Here is a 17325-nt window from a genome sequence, read left to right as displayed (position 1 = left end):
TGCGGCGACCCGACTTGCCCGCGAAGAGGCCGTCACTGTCAACATCAATCCACCAAGTCTGATGTAGGCCAGGGACGAATTGCATGACTTCTATTTGGAATCAGTGAGAACGGCATGAGTGAAACCCCAAACGGACAGCCGACTGACATCATCCGTCACGCAGACATCCTGATCGTCGGCGGCGGTCTCAGCGGCGCGATGCTCGCGGCGCAACTGCTGCGCCTGCCGGGCCGTCGCCAGGTGCTGGTGATCGAACCCCGCGCCGAACTTGGCCGGGGCGAGGCCTACAGCGCCGTGGAATTGGGCCATACGCTCAATGGCAATGCGGCGCGCATGAGCGTCGACCCGGACAACGCCGACGACCTGACCCAATGGCTGGGCGAATACATCGCCGCCGGTGGCTGGCCGGAGTCGGATGAGCAACATGTGCCGGTCAGTGAACTGTTCCCGCCTCGGGGGATTTTCGGCCTGTACGTGCAGCAGCGTCTGGCCGAAGCGCAAGCGGTGGGCGCGCTGAACGGTTCGACGGTCGAGCATGTGCGGGCCGAGGTGGTGGATCTGCAAACGGATGCGCAGGCAGTGCGATTGACCTTGAACGATGGCCGGCATTTGCAGGGTGCCTTTGCTGTGCTCGCCACCGGCATGTTCCCCGCCGCCCGAACCCCGCAGACCCAATCCAGCGGCTTGAACGCCGCCGCACTCGACCCATGGGATGTGGCCGCGATGCAGCAGCTTGATCCGCAATCGACGGTGCTGATCATCGGCTCGGGCCTGACCATGGTCGATGCCGTGGTGTCGCTGGAGCAGGCCGGGCATCGCGGGCCGATCGAGGTGTTTTCCCGTCATGGCTTGCTGCCCCATGTGCGGCGACAACCACCCGCCTGGGTGGATTTCCTCGCCGAGGATCACAGCATTCGCACACCCCGTCAGCTGGTGCGCGAACTGCGCCGGCATTGCCAGGACGCGATTGCCCTGGGCATCGATTGGCAGGCACCGCTGGACACCGTGCGGGCGCACATCGGCCGCTTGTGGAACCAGGCCACCGACGTGCAACGCCGCCAGTTTGTGCGGCATGTGCGGCCGTGGTGGGAAAGCCATCACCACCGTTCGCCGCCCTTGAGTGCCGAACTGGTAGAACGCCTGCACGGGGAAGGGCGGTTGCGGATTCAGGCGGCGTCCTTCAAGGGGCTTGAGCCTTCCTCGGGCAGTGAAGTGAGCATTCGCATTCGCCGTCGGGGGGAGGCTGAAACGGTTGTTGTCAGCGGCGCGGCGTTGATCAACTCCAGTGGCATCGAGTACGACTGGCGTCGGGTTGCGCGGCCGTTGCCACAACAGTTGCTGGCGCGCGGTTTGATCAAGCCGGGGCCTTTGGCGCTGGGGATTGCTGCTGAGGTGGACGGTGCGGTGCTGGATGCCGATGGCCAGGCCGCCAGTCGGTTGTTTGCCATGGGGCCGCCGTTGCGTGGGGTTTGGTGGGAGAGTACCGCTGTCACCGATGTTGCGAGTCAGGCCAAGGCATTGGCGGCGCGTTTGGTGGCGTCTTTCTGATTGTGTAGATATCGAGAGGGGTGATTCTGTTCAGCGGGGCGTGTTGGCGCTGAGCCAACGCTGTTTGATCTGCTCCAGGCGTCCATCGCGGTTCATCTCCTCCAGCGCCTGTTGCCAGCGTTCGACCTGGCGTACATCGGTCTGAAGGGAAAAAGCGATGTAGCTGCCTTGTTGCATCAGCGGCATCTGATAGTGCAATTGGCTGGGTGCCACCCCTTCTTCGCGGGCAATGGTGGCGATGGACAGGGTATCGGCCACGACAAAATCGGCACGGCCCACCCGCGCCAAACGCATCATCTGCTCTGGCGTTTCGACGCCATACAAGTTGTTCAGACCCTGTTTCTGCAAGTAGCTGTAGGCCAGCCATTTTCGCGGCACGGCAATGCGGCCAAGTTTGCCGGCTTCGAGCAAACTGCGCACCGGCGGCCGGGCGCTGTCGGCGGAGTACAGCGCGGTTTCCACTTCCAGCAATGGCCCGACCCACTGGTACTGGCCATCGCGTTCGGCGGTACGCAATACGGTGAAGACCCCGGTCGCGGGTTCGGTACTGGCCATATGCAAGGCCCGCAACAACGGCAATTGCTGCAGGTTGACGTGATCGCCGGTGCGTTCGGCCAGGGCCTGCACCACATCCACGCCGAATCCCACCAGTTGGCCACCTTGCTGGAAATGCAGGGGAGGGTGGTTGTCGGTGAGCAGGGTCACATCGGCCGCGAGCGCATTCAGCGTCAGGAAATACAGCAGGCAACCGGCCAAGCGCTTCATGAATCGTCCTTGATGAAGTGAAGCGCGAATACTAGTACGGGCACAGTGCCACTGTCGCGGACTATCTCCGGGGCTTTTGTGTCAGAGATGAGGATTTATGGGGATTGCGGGTGATCAGGCTGTAGCGAAGAACTAATGTGGGAGTGAGCCTGCTCGCGAAAGCAGAGTGTCAGACGGCAAAATTGTCGGCTGGAAGTCCGTCTTCGCGAGCAGGCTCGCTCCCACAATGGATATCTGTTGTGAGGGGGATCGTGATCAATAACGCTGATATTTCGAACCGAATTCGGCACGGTTTTCGGCGACGACTACACCATTGATCGCTGCGTTGCCCGGGATCGAGGCAATGCGCTCACGCCGTTCCTGCAAACGATCCGATCCGCCTTCGGCGACACGATTCTCGATCAGGCGATCGGAGCCACCCTCGGCCACGCGATTTTGTTGCAAGCGATCCGAACCGCCTTCGGCCAGCAACGCCTGGATGGAGCTTGGGGCTGCAACACTCGGGGTGTTGGCCGATGCCAGGTTCGACAGGCCAAGACCGCCCACCAATGCCAGGCCGAGTGCCAGGGACGAAACTTTCGAGAAGTTGAACATGGGAAATTCTCCGTGCGCTTAAGTAGTGAGTGGTCAGTAGCGTGTGCTAGCTGGTGGTCACAGTTAAACGCCGGGGTGTATCGCTGATGTGTGCCTGAACGGTGCGAAATCGGCTGTTGCGTATCCGGACGGGGTTTATATACAGACGCATACAAAACCCCTGGAAAAATGTTGATGCCTACGCCTCGAGCATCTCCACCGGGTAGGAAAACACGTAGCCCTCGCTGCGCACGGTCTTGATATAGGTCGGCTCCCGGGAATCATCCTTCAATCGTTGCCGCAGGCGGCTCACCAGCAAGTCGATGGAACGATCGAACAGGTCGGCGTCGCGGCCCTGGGTCAAATTGAGCAATTGGTCGCGGCTCAATACCCGTTGCGGGTGATCGAGGAATACCCGCAGCAGGCGGTATTCGGCGCCACTGAGGGCCACCAGGGTGTCGTCCTCGTCCAGCAAGTGCCGGGCAGTGGTGTCCAGGCGCCAGCGGCCGAAACCCAGCATGCGGCCACTTTCGGTGATCAGCAAGTTGGGCGGCAGCATCCGGGTGCGGCGCAACACGGCGTTGATCCGCGCCAGCAGTTCACGGGCGGCGAAGGGTTTGGTCAGGTAGTCGTCGGCACCCATTTCCAGGCCCAGGATGCGGTCGGTTTCATCGTTGCGCGCGGTGAGCATGAGGATCGGCGTGGCTTTGTGCTTGCCTGAGCGCAACTCACGGCACAGCACCAGGCCGTCATCGCCGGGGAGCATGATGTCGAGCACGATCAGGTCGACCTGGTTGGCTTCCAGAAAACTGCGCATTTGCCGGCCGTCGGCGACCACGGTGGTGCGCAAGCCGTTTTTCTTCAGGTAGTTGCCGACCAGTTCGCGAATTTCGCGATCGTCGTCGACGATCAGGATGTGGTTGACGTGGTCCATGGGTCGATCCCTTGTATTCGTTGCTGTGCGCCCTCTGTGTAGGAGCGAGCTTGCTCGCGAAAAACGTCAGGGCGACGCGTTCATTCAGACAGCACGCGCTATCGTAACGTCCATCGCGAGCAGGCTCGCTCCTACAGTAAAGCTATCAGGCCACCACTCGATAACACGGCACATACGCCGCGCCACCAGGCAGTTTCATTCGGTGCTGGGCGACGAAGGCCTTGAGCAGTTGATCCAGCGGTTGCATGATCGCCGCGTCGCCACGGATCTGGTAAGGCCCGTGTTGTTCGATCAGGCGGATGCCCTTGTCCTTGACGTTGCCGGCGACGATGCCGGAGAACGCGCGGCGCAGGTTGGCGGCCAGTTCGTGGGCCGGCAGGTCGCGGCTCAGTTTCAGGTTGGCCATGTTTTCGTGGGTCGGATCGAACGGGCGCTGGAAGCCTTCGTCGATTTTCAGCAGCCAGTTGAAGTGGAACGCGTCGTTGCGCTCGCGGCGGAACTGTTTGACCGCCTTGAGGCCGGCGGTCATCTGCCGGGCGACTTCAGCCGGATCGTCGATGATGATCTGGTAGTGCTTCTTGGCCGCTTCGCCCAGGGTCGCGCCGACGAAGGCGTCGAGTTGCTCCAGGTACGGCGCGGCATGTTTCGGCCCGGTGAGGATGACCGGGAAGGGCAGGCCTTCGTTGCCCGGGTGCATCAGGATGCCGAGCAGGTACAGGAACTCTTCGGCCGTGCCGGCGCCGCCCGGGAAAATGATGATGCCGTGGCCCACGCGGACGAAGGCTTCCAGGCGCTTTTCGATGTCCGGCAGGATCACCAGCTCGTTGACGATCGGATTCGGTGCCTCGGCGGCAATGATCCCGGGTTCGGTCAGGCCCAGGTAACGGCCGCCGTGGATACGCTGTTTGGCGTGGGCGATGGTAGCGCCTTTCATCGGGCCTTTCATCACGCCGGGGCCGCAACCGGTGCACACGTCGAGGCTGCGCAGGCCCAATTCGTGGCCGACTTTCTTGGTGTATTTGTATTCTTCGGTGTTGATCGAGTGGCCACCCCAGCACACCACGATCTTCGGTTCGACGCCGGGGCGCAGGGTGCGGGCGTTGCGCAGCAGGTGGAACACGTAATCGCTGATGCCCTGGGAAGTGCTCAGGTCAATGCGTTGGCTGTCGAGTTCGTTTTCGGTGTAGACGATGTCGCGCAGGGCGCTGAACAGCATTTCACGGGTGCTGGCGATCATTTCGCCGTCGACGAAAGCGTCAGCCGGGGCGTTCAGCAGTTCCAGGCGTACGCCACGGTCTTGTTGGTGAATGCGGATTTCGAAGTCCTTGTAGGCTTCGAGGATGGTCTTGGCGTTATCGACGTGGGCGCCGGTGTTGAGGATGGCCAGGGCGCACTGGCGGAAGATGTTGTAGGTGCTGCCGGATCCGGCTTCGCTCAGTTGCTGGACTTCCCGTTGGGAGAGTGTTTCCAGGCTGCCTTTCGGGCTGACCGAAGCGTTGATTACTTGTCGTTGGGTCATTCAATGATCCTTAAAACGATGTCATTCCCGCAGAAACAACGAATGGCATCCGAATGGTGTGTATCCATGAAAGAAGATGGCACGAACTGCGCGGTCTTGCCACGTCCCCCGTTTGACGATGAACAGATGAAAAGGAGCCCCAGCATAGCTAAATCCCCCGCAGAGGCGATAATGCCCGCACTCTTTTTACCAGCGATTGAAGGAAACCCGACGTAATGTTCGAAATCCAGCCGATGAACGCCGAAACCTATCGGCAACAGACGCGGCGCAGCACGCTGGTGATCGCCTTGATTTTCCTGGCGTTGGCGATGGTGCTATCGACCATGGCGGTGGCGGTGTTCGGTACGCCTGGCGGGGACAATCTGCGTTTCAACATCGGCGGCGTGTTTGCCGCGGTGCTGGTGATGGCGGCGCTGATGCGCAAGGTGTTCTGGACTCAGGCGTGGATGGCGCCGGCGGTCTACAGCTGGCAGCTCAAGCGCAGTCTGATGAGCGTCACCAACGTCATGCACCACGTCACGACTGCGGTGGAAGCGGGTGATCCGAGCGCCATGAAGTTGTTGCGCTTCTATCACCTGGGATTGAGCCAAATGCACCAACTGGACGGGAACTCCAGCGATCATGGGCAATTGCGCCGGGAAATGGAGCAGCACGAGGCGCGAATGCAAGCGCTGGGCATCGATACCGATCAAAGCAGTCTGGATCCTGCATGGCTGGAGGCGGTGAAGCAGGCGCGGACCTGAGACCACTCAAACCCGCAGTCGCAGCGTCTCGAAGAGTTTCCGGTCTTCCTTTTTCGCCGATCGGGCATGGCGACGAATGACCTGCAGCAGGCAATCGGTGAAGCAGAGTGCCGGATTGCTCAGTGCGACGTTGCGGCGTGTCACGATGCTTAATTGCCGGTCATCGAATTGTTCGGTCAGGTCCAGGGAGACCACGCGGCCGAGGAAGGGCGGGGCAACGCTGACAATCGAAGGCCCCCAGGTGCACATATCGGCTCGCTCGACCATCATCTGCAAAATGGCCAGTGACTGGGCGCGAACGATGCGGTTTTCGTCGATCTTCGCGCCGTGTTTCCAGAACAGTTCCTGCATCAACCCATCGTGGCCGTCCGGCGCATGGTTCAGGGTCCAGTTCTGCTCCAGCAGTTCATGGATCGAGCGGGCATGCTGATGCGCATGGCCTTCGCGCACCAGCACCGAGGTCTGGTAATCCAGCAAGGTTTCGCAGGCAAATTCCTGGGTCGATTGCCCCGGATGGAGTTGGCCGATCGCGAAGTCCATGCTGCCGTCGCGCAGCAGTGGCTGGGCCACGGCCATGAGGCTTTCGTACAGCTCCAATCTGATTTGCGGCATGCGCTCGCGAAACGCCAGCACCACGTCGGGCAGGAAGGTCAGGGCGATCCATGGCGTGATCCCGACACAAAGCCGCCCCTGGGCCTTGCCGCGCAGGTGATCGAGTTCGGTCTGCGCGTGTTCGAGTTGCTTGATCACCAGCCGGGCGTGGGTCAGCAGGACTTTGCCGTATTCAGTAAAGCTCAGGCCGCTGGGCGTGCGAGTGAACAGCGGTAGCTGCTGGCTGGTCTCCAGTTCCCGCAAGGCTTTGGTCACGGCCGCCTGGGAAATGTCGAGCGAACGGGCGGCAGCGCGGATGCTGCCCGCCTCGGCGCTGGCAATCAGCGCTTGAAGTTGATGCAATTTCATCTGCTTACCCTTCAGACAACCATTGGTTGTCATCATAACCAAACTGAGACTCCCCAGCCCAGGGTCCCGTTACCTAAGATCGGTCCCGACAGCGCTTTCGCCAGCGCTGCGTCCCCATCGAAGGAGAACAACAATGGATGCCGGCCACGTGCTGCCAGGTATTGCAGCGATACAAGATGAAATGATCGCGTTACGTCAGCGTATACACGCGCATCCCGAGTTGGGCTTTGAGGAGTTCGTCACCAGTCAGCAGGTTGCCGAATGCCTGGTGCAGTGGGGTTATGAGGTCAGCACCGGAGTGGGCAAGACCGGGGTGGTCGCCACCCTGAAGAATGGCGAAGGCCGGTCCATTGGCTTGCGCGCCGACATGGATGCGTTGCCGATTCATGAAACCAGCGGTCTGCCCTACGCCAGCCGGATCGATGGGGTCATGCATGCCTGCGGTCACGATGGTCACACTGCAACCTTGCTGACGGCCGCCCGGTATCTGGCACAGACCCGCACGTTCAAGGGTACGCTGCAGCTGATTTTCCAGCCGGCGGAAGAAGGCTTGGGCGGCGCCCGGAAAATGCTCGAGGACGGGCTGCTGGAACGATTCCCCTGTGATGCGGTTTTCGCGCTGCACAACGTACCCGGTTATCCCGTCGGGCACTTGGGCTTCTACAGCGGGCCGTTCATGGCGTCGGCCGACACGGTGAATATCAAGGTCATCGGTCAAGGCGGGCATGGCGCGGTGCCGCACAAGGCAATCGATCCGGTGGTGGTGTGCGCCTCGATCGTGATGGCCCTGCAAAGCATCGTCTCGCGCAACGTCAGCCCGCAGGACATGGCGATTATTACCGTGGGCTCCCTTCATGCCGGCAGCGCCTCGAATGTCATTGCGTCCAGCGCCGACATGAGCCTGAGCGTGCGGGCACTGACCCCCGAAGTTCGCCGGTTGCTCGAAGCCCGGATCATCGAATTGGTCAACGCCCAGGCCGCCAGTTTCGGTGCCCGGGCACAGATCGATTATCAGCACTGTCATCCGGTGTTGATCAATGACCCCGAGTCGACCGCGTTCGCCCGGGAAGTCGCCCGCGATTGGTTGGGTGATAACCGGTTGATCGAAGACCTGCGCCCCTTCACGGCGAGTGAAGACTTTGCCTTCATCCTCGAGCAATGCCCCGGCAGCTATCTGGTGATCGGCAATGGTGAGGGCGAAAGCGGCTGCCAGCTGCACAACCCCGGCTACGACTTCAATGATGCTTGCCTGCCGATCGGGGCGAGTTATTGGGTCAAGTTGGTGGAAAGTTTTCTGCGTTGAGACGCCGCAAAGTCGAGCGTCAATCGGTACAAAAGTCGTCTGCGACCTGGAGAGGAAAATAATGAACAAGATACTTGCAGCGGTTTCACTGGTGCTTCTGACGGCCTCAAGCTGGGCAGGTGCGGCTGACTGGTCTGGCAAAGTCTTGAGGCTGGGTGTGGACCCCACCTATCCGCCGCTGGAATACAAAAACCAGGACGGCACGCTGACCGGCTTCGGGGTCGACATCGCCGAAGCGCTGTGTGCCGAGTTGCACGCCCGCTGCGTTTGGGTGGAAAGCAGCTGGGACGGGATGATCCCGGCATTGCTGGCGCGCAAGTTCGACGCGGTGGCGTCGTCGATGACCGTCACGCCCAAGCGCCTGGAGCAGATTGCGTTCACCGACAAGGTGTCCAACGCGCCGGCCCGTCTGGTGGTCAAGCGCGGCTCGGGACTGTTGCCGACCCTTGAATCGCTCAAGGGCAAACGCGTCGGCGTGGAACAGGGCTCGACGCAGGAGGCCTACGCCAAAGCCGCGTGGGGCGCCAAGGGTGTGGACGTTCTGTCCTACCAGAATCAGGACCAGGTGTATGCCGACCTGGTGGTGGGGCGGCTCGACGCCTCGCTGCAGGGCTCCATCCAGGCCAGTTACGGATTCCTGAACACCGCAGCGGGCAAGGATTACGAGTTCTCGGGCGCGACCCTGGACGATCCGAAGTTTTTCGGCGTGGGTGATGGCATTGGCTTGCGCAAGAACGATGTCGAGTTGCGCGAGGACTTGAACAAGGCCTTGGCGACGATTCTCGCCAATGGCACTTACGAGCGGATCAACAAAAAGTACTTCGATTTCGACATCTACGGCGCGAAGTAACACCTTCTGCCCTTGTAGGAGCGAGCTCGCTCGCGATGATCGTTAACGATAACGCGTCAAACCAGATTCCACGCGGCGCCCATGGTTTTTTCGCGAGCAGGCTCGCTCCTACAGGACAGGCGCAACGTGGTCGTATGGACCGCGTAGTTGCCGCATCCCCCCTTCACCTCACCCAATAAGAACAAGGAGAGTGAAATGTTTCTCGAAGGTTTTGGCCCGCAGATTTTGCTGGGCACCCTGGCCACCATCAAACTGGCGCTCTGGTCGTTGCTGATCGCTGTCCTGGCAGGGCTGATCGGCGCCAGTTCCAAGCTGTCTTCCAATCGATTCCTGCGAACGATGGCCACCGGTTACACCACGGTGATTCGCAGCATGCCGGACCTGGTGATCATGCTGCTGCTGTTCTTCAGCCTGCAGATGTTGCTCAACCGCATGACCGATTGGCTGGGCACCGGGCAAATCGATATCGACCCGTTTCTGGCCGGTGTCGTGACACTGGCGTTCATTTACGGGGCTTACTTCACCGAGACCTTCCGTGGCGCCTTCCAGGCCGTCCCGGCAGGTCAGGTCGAGGCGGCGAAGGCCTACGGCATGACTCGCGGGCAAGCCTTTCGCAAAGTCCTCTTCCCGCAAATGCTGCGCCATGCGCTGCCCGGCATCGGCAACAACTGGCAGGTGTTGATCAAATCCACGGCGCTGGTCTCGATCATCGGCCTGACCGATGTGGTCAAGGCGACGCAGGACGCGGGCAAGGGCTCGATGCAGTTCTTTTACTTCACGCTGGTCGGTGGCCTGATCTATCTGGGCATTACCACGGTCTCCAACGTTGTGCTGTTGTGGCTGGAGCACCGCTACTCGGTGGGTGTCAGGAAGGCGGCGCTATGACCGGCATTCTCGAAGACTACTGGCAGGCTTACCTGTGGAGTGACGGCCCGCACTTTTCCGGGTTGGCGGTGACGTTGTGGCTGCTGATCCTTTCGGTGGTGATCGGTTTCCTGCTGGCGGTGCCGCTGGCGATCGCCCGGGTCAGCCGCAACCCGCTGATCCGTGTGCCGGTCTGGTTTTACACCTACGTGTTTCGCGGGACGCCGTTGTACATCCAGTTGCTGTTCTTCTACACCGGCGTGTACAGCTTGCATGTGGTTCGGTCGCAGGATTTTCTGAACGCCTTTTTCCGTGACGGGTTCAACTGCACGGTGCTGGCGTTCGGGCTCAATACCTGTGCCTACATGACCGAAATCTTTGCCGGCGCTATCCGGGCGACACCCCATGGCGAAATCGAGGCCGCCAGAGCCTATGGGATGAAGCGTTTTACGCTCTATCGGAGGATCGTGCTGCCGTCGGCGTTGCGCCGGGCCCTGCCGTTTTTCAGTAACGAAGTGATTTTGATGCTGCATTCCACGTCGGTGGCCTTTACCGCCACGGTCCCCGATTTGCTGAAGATTGCACGGGACGTCAATTCGGCGACCTATGCCTCCTTCACCGCCTTCGGGATCGCCGGGGTGCTATATGCCGCCAGCGCCTTTTTGCTGATCTGGCTGTTTCGCCGAGGTGAGCTGCATTGGCTGGCCTACCTCAAACCCCGCACGCATTGACCCCATCGGACTTGCTCGAATGTATAAATTGATCGTTGAAGATGTGCACAAGAACTACGGCAGCCATGAAGTCTTGAAAGGCGTATCGCTCAAGGCCCGGGCTGGCGACGTGATCAGCATCATCGGTTCCTCGGGATCGGGGAAAAGCACGTTCCTGCGCTGCATCAACCACCTCGAACAGCCGTCCGCCGGGCGCATTGTCGTCAATGCCGAAGAACTGCTGACACGCCGCAATGCCAGAGGTGAACTGTGTGTGGTTGATCCCGGGCAATTGCGGGTCATGCGCAGCAAGCTGTCGATGGTGTTCCAGCACTTCAATCTGTGGAGCCACATGACGGTGCTGGACAACATCATCGAGTGTCCGATGAGTGTGCTTGGCATCGGTCGGGCAGAGGCCACGGAGCGGGCGCGTCACTACCTCGCCAAAGTGGGCCTGCCGGCCAAGGTCGAAGGGCAGTATCCGGTCCATTTGTCCGGCGGCCAGCAGCAACGGGTGGCCATCGCGAGGGCGCTGGCCATGGAACCCCAGGTGATGCTGTTCGACGAACCGACGTCCGCGCTCGACCCCGAGCTGGTCGGCGAGGTGCTCAAAGTCATGCAGCAGCTTGCCGAGGAAGGCAGGACCATGGTGGTGGTTACCCATGAAATGGCGTTTGCCCGGCAGGTGTCGAACCACGTTGTCTTTTTGCACCAGGGGCGGGTGGAAGAGGAGGGTGCGCCGGGCAGTGTGCTGGAGCATCCACGCAGCGAGCGGTTGCAGCAGTTTCTGGCCGGGAGCCTCAAATAGCGCAAAGCACTGGCCCGGTTGTCGGGACAATCCTATGATGACTGATTGTGTACATCACCCGTCGGGTGGTTAAAGTGGCGAGCGGGATATTTCGCCATGTCATCAGCATTCAGGGAGCGTCATGGGGCATCCGTCCATTTACGACCGTATCGAAAAAAGCCGGCCCGGCGTCGCCAGGCTCAAGGTTCGCTCGGCAGTAACGTTGCTGGGGGCGGTGTGCCTGTCGATGGCGCTGATCGTCAGCTGGGAAGTCTGGAGTTCGCGCCAGTATCATCTGCATGACAAGGAAGTGGCGATGTCCAACCTTGCGCAGACATTGGCCTCCCAGGCGCAGGCCACGATCAAGCAGGCGGATACATTGCTGTTCAGCCTGGTCGATCGCCTGGAAAACGACGGCATTGAAGGGGACCGGCTCCATCGCTTGCAACGCTTGCTCAGCGCCCAGCGCAACGAACTGAGCCAGATCCATGGCTTGTTCGTGTATGACCAGACCGGGCAATGGGTTGCCAACTCCAATGGCGCCGAGGTCGGCGTTGCCAATAATTCCGACCGCGAGTATTTCATCTATCACCGCGATCATCCCGACCGCGGGCCGCACATCGGCCCGTCGATCAAGAGCCGTTCCAGCGGTGAATGGATCATGACCGTGTCGCGGCGAATCAATCACCCCGACGGCAGTTTTGCCGGCGTGGCGCTGGCGACGATCTATCTCTCACACTTCCTGGAGCTCTACGACAGCATCGACATGGGCAAGAACGGCGTGATCAACCTGATCGCCGACGACGCCAGCATCGTCGTGCGCCGGCCGTTCAACGAGGCGGACATCGGCACCAGCCTGGCCAAAAGCCCGCTGTTCACCCAGTTGCTGCCCAATGGCAGCGCGGGCACGGCGACGATCAAGTCGATCATCGATGGCGTCGAGCGGGTGGTGGGTTATCGCCGGGTCGAGGGTTATCCGTTGATTGTCTTTGCCGCGCTGAACAAGGACGAAGTACTGGCCGGCTGGCGCAAGGAGTCGATGCTCAGCGCGGCGATCGTGTCGTTGTTGCTCGGGTTTCTCGGCGTGCTCGGGTATCGCCTGATCAAGTTGATGAAGCAGCAGAACCTGATCCAGGTGGAGTTGCTCGGGTCCCAGGAACGGCTCCTGGAGCTCAATCGCAACCTGGAGTTGCTGGCCCTGGAAGACGCCCTTACCGGGCTGGCCAACCGGCGCCAGTTCGATCTGTTCATCCAGGCGGAAACGGGCCGTGCCCGGCGCAACCTGACCGGTCTGGCACTGGTGATGATCGATGTCGATCATTTCAAGGCATTCAACGACCACTACGGCCATCTGGCCGGTGATCAGTGCTTGCGCAATATCGCCGCCATCATCATCGAGCACATCAAGCGTCCCGGCGACCTGGCCGCGCGCTTTGGTGGCGAAGAGTTCGCCGTGGTGCTGCCCGGCACCGACTATGTGGGGGCGTTCCTGGTAGCGGAAAAAATCCGCCGCGCGGTGCAGGCGGCTGGCTTGCAGCACAATGAAAGTCCTGAAGGCGTGATCACGGTCAGCGTTGGCGTGTGCGGGTACGATCCGGCGTCGCAAACCCGTACCGAGGATCTGATCGGAGCCGCCGACAAGGCGTTGTATGTGGCCAAGGCCAGCGGGCGAAATATGAGTGTGATTGCCAACTGAGCAACGAACCTTCAGACAAACAGATCGATGCCTTGCACCAGCCGGGTGGCAAGGTACGACTGCTTGAGTTGTTCCAGCCACCAGCCCAGGGCGCGGCCGTCATGGTCGCCGCGCCAGCCGGCGTACATAATGTTCGGCTCGCGAGGGTCAGCCATCTGTTTTTCCAGCAGTGTGCCGTTGTTCAATAACGAGCTGACCCGGTGTCGCGGCAACCAGCCCACGCCCAAACCGTCGCATTGGGCGAGGATTTTTGCGCGCATGGTGGGCACCGCCAGCACTGTTTGTCCGCCGGAAACACCGTAGGTGCTGCCTTCGGTGATTCTCGAGGAGTCGGCCACCACGATTGCCCGATGTTGCGCGACCAGGGCTCGGCTAATCGGCTCTTTGGCTTTGGCCAGGGGGTGTTTGGGCGAGACCGCAAACACCCACTCCATTTCCCCCAGTTGCATCCAGCGCAAGGACGGGATCGCCGGGGGCTCGTTGGTTGCGCCGATGACCAGGTCGGCGCGGCCTTCACGCAGGGCTTCCCAGACCCCTTTGAGCACTTCCTGAGTGATGCGCAAAGGTACGCCGGAGCCCAGGGCATCGAATTGCTGAATGATCGGGATCAGGTTTTCGAACTCCAGCAACTCGTCGGTGACGATCCACAATCGACTCTCCCAGCCATTGGCCACTTGCTGCACCCGTTGGGTCAGGCGCGAGACATCCGCCATCAGCCGCGACGCCTCGTTGACCAGCAGCTCGCCCGCCGGGGTCAGTTGCAGGCGATAGCGACGGCGATCGAACAGCAACGCATCGAAGCGCTCTTCCAGTTGCCGCGCGGCGTAGGACACCGTGGACGGCGCCTTGCCGAGCCGGACCGCGGCCCGTGACAGGCTGCCGGTCTCACGGATGGCCTCCAGCAATGCGAGATCTTCGATCGACAGCATGTTTATTCAATCCTTCTGTAGGAACCTGACAAACGGCGGTAACGGCAAGAGTCTGCGGGAGCAAAGCTTGCTCGCGATAGTGGCAGCCCAGTCAACAACGATGGCGCCCGGTTCGCCGTCATCGCGAGCAAGCTTTGCTCCCACAGAGTACCTGCGCACGATCGCTCCTACAGGTGGAGCCTGATCACTCGAAGATAGAGCAATACGTTGACTGCCAGCACTACGCTGGCCAGCCACAGTTGAATCGTCGGGGTCAGCCCGGCCGGGTAAATCACCGGCCACACATAATGTTCGATGAAACCGGCGCCATAGCCGCTTTGTCCGGCGGCATGGCGCATCAGGTTTTCCCAGCGGGTCAGCGGGCAGGGCAGGTGGAACAGTTCCACCGCCACGCCCCACCCGGCGGCGGGCAGGTGCAGCCAGATCAGGTGGCGCCATTTCAGCACCAACAGCCCGCCGAACAACACGAACAGAATGAACAGTAGATGAAACAGCACCAGCCCATCGGCGGCGATTCGGTAGAGCATGTCGACTCCCGCAGGCGTCAGGCGAATCGTTCCATGGTACTCGGGCGTATGGCCGGCGCTCTATCGATTGTTCAGGACGCCGAGTACCTCCTTCAGATGCGCCACCAGGGTTTCGCTGCTGCGTTGCATCGGCGCGCGCAGTTCATCGCCGATCAGGCCTTCAAGGGCCAGCGCGGTTTTTACCGGAGCGGGATTGGGTTCGATGAACAGGCTTTGGATCAGCGGCAGCAGCTCGAAGAAGGTCGTGCGAGCGGCAGCCAACTGGTTGTCGCGCACTTGCTGGTACAACTGAACGAACCGTTCGGGATGCACATGGGCCGACGCCGCAATCGCCCCTTTGGCGCCCAGGCACAAGGCGCTGAAGATCTGGTTGTCTTCGCCGCACAAAACATCGACCTGGCCGCTGGAAAGCAGCGCGAGGGTGTTGGTCAGGTTGCCGCCGCAGTCCTTGATCGCGACGATGCGCTCGTGGGCGACGATGTTGAGCAGGGTCTTCCGTTCGAAGGCCACGCCGGTTCGGTAAGGGATGTCATAGAGAATCAGCGGAACGCTGGAGGCATCGGCCACGGTCTTGAAAAACCCTTCGAGCCCGGCCTGGGACGGGCGGATGTAGTAGGGCGGTGGGACCAGCAAACCGGCCAGTGGACGCTTGAAAATCTCGCGCTGGAACTGCAACAGTTCGGTCAGGTTGTTGCCGGCCAGGCCCATGACCACCCGCTGCGCCGGCACCAACTCCAGCACCGCGTCGAGTACCGCCAGCTGCTCATGTTTGCCCATGGCGGCCGGTTCGCCGGTGGTGCCACAGACGATCAGGCCATCGACGCCTTTTTCCAGCAGATGGCTGACCAGCCGTCGCAAGCCGGCGAAATCGATGGCGCCGTTGTGGAACGGCGTGACGAGGGGAACCCAGATACCTTGAAACGATGACATGCACTTTCTCCTGATGGTTGACCGATGTCGTCACCGTCAGAAGCGTAGAAGGAAGCAAGCAAGGGGAGTGGGGTCCGTCGCGCTCAATGTCCTGTCAGCTCATCTGACGGGACAGCGCGCCCCGGTCACATGAGCGACTGTTTCTTCGATTTGAGGGTGCGCGCAACGCAACCTTGCGCCTTGGCAATCAAGCCAATGACGACAATGTTGAGGTTGGAGGTTGCGGACATGTTTGCTTACACCCTGAATGAGGCGCCTAGTTTTAAAAGCCGGCGCGGTGTTTGTCAATCGCGAAAATCAGCGAACTCCCCGCGCATCCGCGTATTGCTTGAAGTGATCGATAACCACAACGAATGGCAACATGCGCAAGATTGTTCAAGCCATGGGCCGCGACTGCTGGCAAAGTCTGCGGTCTTTCCCCTGGTTGTAGAGCGTTATGTCCAACTCCCATCTTCCGCGCACGGCGTTCCTGCGCGGCGCCGCGGCGATCATGCCGCTGTCCCTGGCGACCGCGCCCTGGGGCTTGCTGGCCGGCTCCATGGCCATCGAAGCCAATCTCACGCCCCTGCAAGGCCAGGGCTTGTCGAGCATCGTGTTTGCCGGTGCCGCGCAACTGGTGGCCATCGGCATGCTCAAGGGCGGGGCCGGGATCTTTTCGATCCTGCTGACGACCTTGTTGCTGACCTCTCAGCATTTGCTTTACGGGATGAGCATGCGTTCGGTGATCTCGCCGTTGCCAGGACGCTGGCGGATCGGTCTGGGCTTCCTGCTCACCGATGAGCTGTTCGCCTTGACCAGCCAGCACGACAAGCAGCAATTCGACCGCTGGTACGCATTGGGCGTGGGCCTGACGTTCTACATCGCCTGGAACCTCTTCACCCTGGCCGGGATCGTGCTCGGTAGCAGTATTCCGGGCCTTGAACATCTCGGGCTGGACTTCTCCATCGCCGCCACCTTCATCGCCCTGATCACCCCGGTGGTGCGCAATGTGCCGACTGTGGTCTGTGTCGCGGTGTCGCTGTTCTGTTCGGTGCTGTTCAGTTACTGGCAATGGGGCTCGGCGCTGGTGCTGTCGGGGTTGGCGGGAATGACCGCCGGGTTTGTTTGCAACAAGTTTTGGGGAGCGCGCGCATGATGGTCTGGGCGGTGATTATCGGCATGGGCGTGTTGGTGTTCCTCAACCGCTATGTCTTTCTGGAACCCCGGCTGCCGGTGCGCCTGAGCAGCAATGCCCGGCAGTTCCTCGGTTTCGCCGTGCCGGGCATGTTGACGGCGATCTGCGGGCCGATTGTGTTCATGCCCGAGAAACAGCTGAATCTGCAATGGGACAACCCGTACCTGATCAGCTCGCTGGTGGCCGTCGGCCTGGTGCTGTACACCCGCAACACCTTGCTCAGCATGTTGTTGAGCATGGGCTTCTTCTTTGTGCTGCGCTGGTGGCTGTGAGTCGGCCACGGGAAACTGTTCTACGCTTAAAGTTGATGAACGATCCCTTCAGGAAGAGAGGTGAACATGGCCAATGAACCCAAGCGTCCGGACCCGGATGAAGATGTGGATGAGCCTACGGAAGAAGAGATTGAGCAGCAGGAGCATGAAGAAAAGACGTGGAAGCATGACCGCAGCAGAGAGCTGTCGGAGCGTGATATCGAAATCCCGTTGAAACCCTAGGCAAAACTTCTTTTTGTGG

The 17325-nt window shown here is 60.8% G+C and carries 19 protein-coding genes; 11 read left to right on the top strand and 8 right to left on the bottom strand.

What is annotated here, in order from left to right; genetic code table 11:
- Window positions 1-114 precede the first annotated feature (114 nt).
- Window positions 115-1548 (top strand): FAD/NAD(P)-binding protein, encoded by a 1434-nt coding sequence (locus GPL81_RS15395; protein WP_160107447.1) that lies wholly within the window; start codon window positions 115-117, stop codon window positions 1546-1548.
- A gap of 30 nt (window positions 1549-1578) precedes the next feature.
- On the opposite strand, the gene GPL81_RS15390 is transcribed toward GPL81_RS15395, so the two are convergent.
- The 4 genes from GPL81_RS15390 to ppnN all read right to left on the bottom strand — a co-directional run bounded on the left by GPL81_RS15390 (window position 1579) and on the right by ppnN (window position 5339).
- Window positions 1579-2313, bottom strand: a complete 735-nt coding sequence (locus tag GPL81_RS15390; RefSeq protein WP_160107446.1) for a substrate-binding periplasmic protein — start codon at window positions 2311-2313, stop codon at window positions 1579-1581.
- A gap of 255 nt (window positions 2314-2568) precedes the next feature.
- Window positions 2569-2907, bottom strand: coding sequence for a hypothetical protein (locus tag GPL81_RS15385; RefSeq protein WP_160107445.1), 339 nt, complete (start codon window positions 2905-2907; stop codon window positions 2569-2571).
- 178 nt (window positions 2908-3085) lie between these two features.
- Window positions 3086-3820 (bottom strand): response regulator, encoded by a 735-nt coding sequence (locus tag GPL81_RS15380; RefSeq protein ID WP_160107444.1) that lies wholly within the window; start codon window positions 3818-3820, stop codon window positions 3086-3088.
- A 145-nt stretch (window positions 3821-3965) separates the two neighbouring features.
- Window positions 3966-5339, bottom strand: a complete 1374-nt coding sequence (gene ppnN / locus GPL81_RS15375) for a nucleotide 5'-monophosphate nucleosidase PpnN (protein ID WP_096510279.1) — start codon at window positions 5337-5339, stop codon at window positions 3966-3968.
- 215 nt (window positions 5340-5554) lie between these two features.
- On the opposite strand from ppnN, the gene GPL81_RS15370 reads away from it, so the two are divergent.
- Window positions 5555-6082 (top strand): DUF3087 domain-containing protein, encoded by a 528-nt coding sequence (locus tag GPL81_RS15370; protein WP_160107443.1) that lies wholly within the window; start codon window positions 5555-5557, stop codon window positions 6080-6082.
- Window positions 6083-6088: 6 nt separating this feature from the next.
- Here GPL81_RS15370 and GPL81_RS15365 read toward each other — a convergent pair whose 3' ends face one another.
- Window positions 6089-7042, bottom strand: a complete 954-nt coding sequence (locus GPL81_RS15365; protein ID WP_160107442.1) for a LysR substrate-binding domain-containing protein — start codon at window positions 7040-7042, stop codon at window positions 6089-6091.
- A 133-nt stretch (window positions 7043-7175) separates the two neighbouring features.
- On the opposite strand from GPL81_RS15365, the gene GPL81_RS15360 reads away from it, so the two are divergent.
- The 6 genes from GPL81_RS15360 (at window position 7176) to GPL81_RS15335 (ending at window position 13252) form a co-directional block, all read left to right on the top strand.
- Entirely contained in the window at window positions 7176-8345 is a 1170-nt protein-coding gene (locus tag GPL81_RS15360; RefSeq protein WP_160107441.1) for a M20 aminoacylase family protein, read from the top strand.
- Between the two features lie 61 nt (window positions 8346-8406).
- Window positions 8407-9195, top strand: coding sequence for an ABC transporter substrate-binding protein (locus tag GPL81_RS15355; protein WP_160107440.1), 789 nt, complete (start codon window positions 8407-8409; stop codon window positions 9193-9195).
- Window positions 9196-9390: 195 nt separating this feature from the next.
- Window positions 9391-10080 (top strand): ABC transporter permease, encoded by a 690-nt coding sequence (locus GPL81_RS15350; RefSeq protein ID WP_160107439.1) that lies wholly within the window; start codon window positions 9391-9393, stop codon window positions 10078-10080.
- Window positions 10077-10790, top strand: a complete 714-nt coding sequence (locus GPL81_RS15345) for an ABC transporter permease (protein WP_160107438.1) — start codon at window positions 10077-10079, stop codon at window positions 10788-10790. Before GPL81_RS15350 ends, GPL81_RS15345 begins: the two co-directional genes overlap by 4 nt.
- 19 nt (window positions 10791-10809) lie before the next feature.
- The gene (locus GPL81_RS15340; RefSeq protein ID WP_160107437.1) at window positions 10810-11577 is read left to right on the top strand and encodes an ABC transporter ATP-binding protein; all 768 of its coding nucleotides are present in this window, start codon (window positions 10810-10812) and stop codon (window positions 11575-11577) included.
- Between the two features lie 121 nt (window positions 11578-11698).
- Window positions 11699-13252: a sensor domain-containing diguanylate cyclase gene (locus tag GPL81_RS15335; protein ID WP_160107436.1), complete on the top strand. Its 1554-nt coding sequence runs from the start codon at window positions 11699-11701 to the stop codon at window positions 13250-13252.
- Between the two features lie 11 nt (window positions 13253-13263).
- On the opposite strand, the gene GPL81_RS15330 is transcribed toward GPL81_RS15335, so the two are convergent.
- From GPL81_RS15330 to dapA, 3 genes are all read right to left on the bottom strand, one after another.
- Window positions 13264-14181, bottom strand: a complete 918-nt coding sequence (locus GPL81_RS15330) for a LysR family transcriptional regulator (protein ID WP_160107435.1) — start codon at window positions 14179-14181, stop codon at window positions 13264-13266.
- Between the two features lie 167 nt (window positions 14182-14348).
- Window positions 14349-14708 carry a DUF2784 domain-containing protein gene (locus tag GPL81_RS15325; RefSeq protein ID WP_160107434.1) on the bottom strand — a complete coding sequence of 120 codons (360 nt, stop codon included), beginning with the start codon at window positions 14706-14708 and terminating at the stop codon, window positions 14349-14351.
- 60 nt (window positions 14709-14768) lie between these two features.
- Window positions 14769-15638 carry a 4-hydroxy-tetrahydrodipicolinate synthase gene (dapA, locus tag GPL81_RS15320; RefSeq protein ID WP_160107433.1) on the bottom strand — a complete coding sequence of 290 codons (870 nt, stop codon included), beginning with the start codon at window positions 15636-15638 and terminating at the stop codon, window positions 14769-14771.
- 436 nt (window positions 15639-16074) lie between these two features.
- Here dapA and GPL81_RS15315 point away from each other — a divergent pair, with 436 nt between their 5' ends.
- The 3 genes from GPL81_RS15315 (at window position 16075) to GPL81_RS31100 (ending at window position 17306) form a co-directional block, all read left to right on the top strand.
- Window positions 16075-16773, top strand: a complete 699-nt coding sequence (locus tag GPL81_RS15315) for an AzlC family ABC transporter permease (RefSeq protein ID WP_160107432.1) — start codon at window positions 16075-16077, stop codon at window positions 16771-16773.
- Window positions 16773-17084: an AzlD domain-containing protein gene (locus GPL81_RS15310; RefSeq protein WP_172901667.1), complete on the top strand. Its 312-nt coding sequence runs from the start codon at window positions 16773-16775 to the stop codon at window positions 17082-17084. Before GPL81_RS15315 ends, GPL81_RS15310 begins: the two co-directional genes overlap by 1 nt.
- A gap of 66 nt (window positions 17085-17150) precedes the next feature.
- The gene (locus GPL81_RS31100) at window positions 17151-17306 is read left to right on the top strand and encodes a hypothetical protein (RefSeq protein ID WP_178122601.1); all 156 of its coding nucleotides are present in this window, start codon (window positions 17151-17153) and stop codon (window positions 17304-17306) included.
- Window positions 17307-17325 lie beyond the last annotated feature (19 nt).

This window comes from Pseudomonas izuensis (genome assembly GCF_009861505.1).
GTDB lineage: Bacteria > Pseudomonadota > Gammaproteobacteria > Pseudomonadales > Pseudomonadaceae > Aquipseudomonas > Aquipseudomonas izuensis.
Note: the sequence above shows the minus strand (reverse complement) of the source record. Positions and strands in the feature narration are given on the sequence as shown.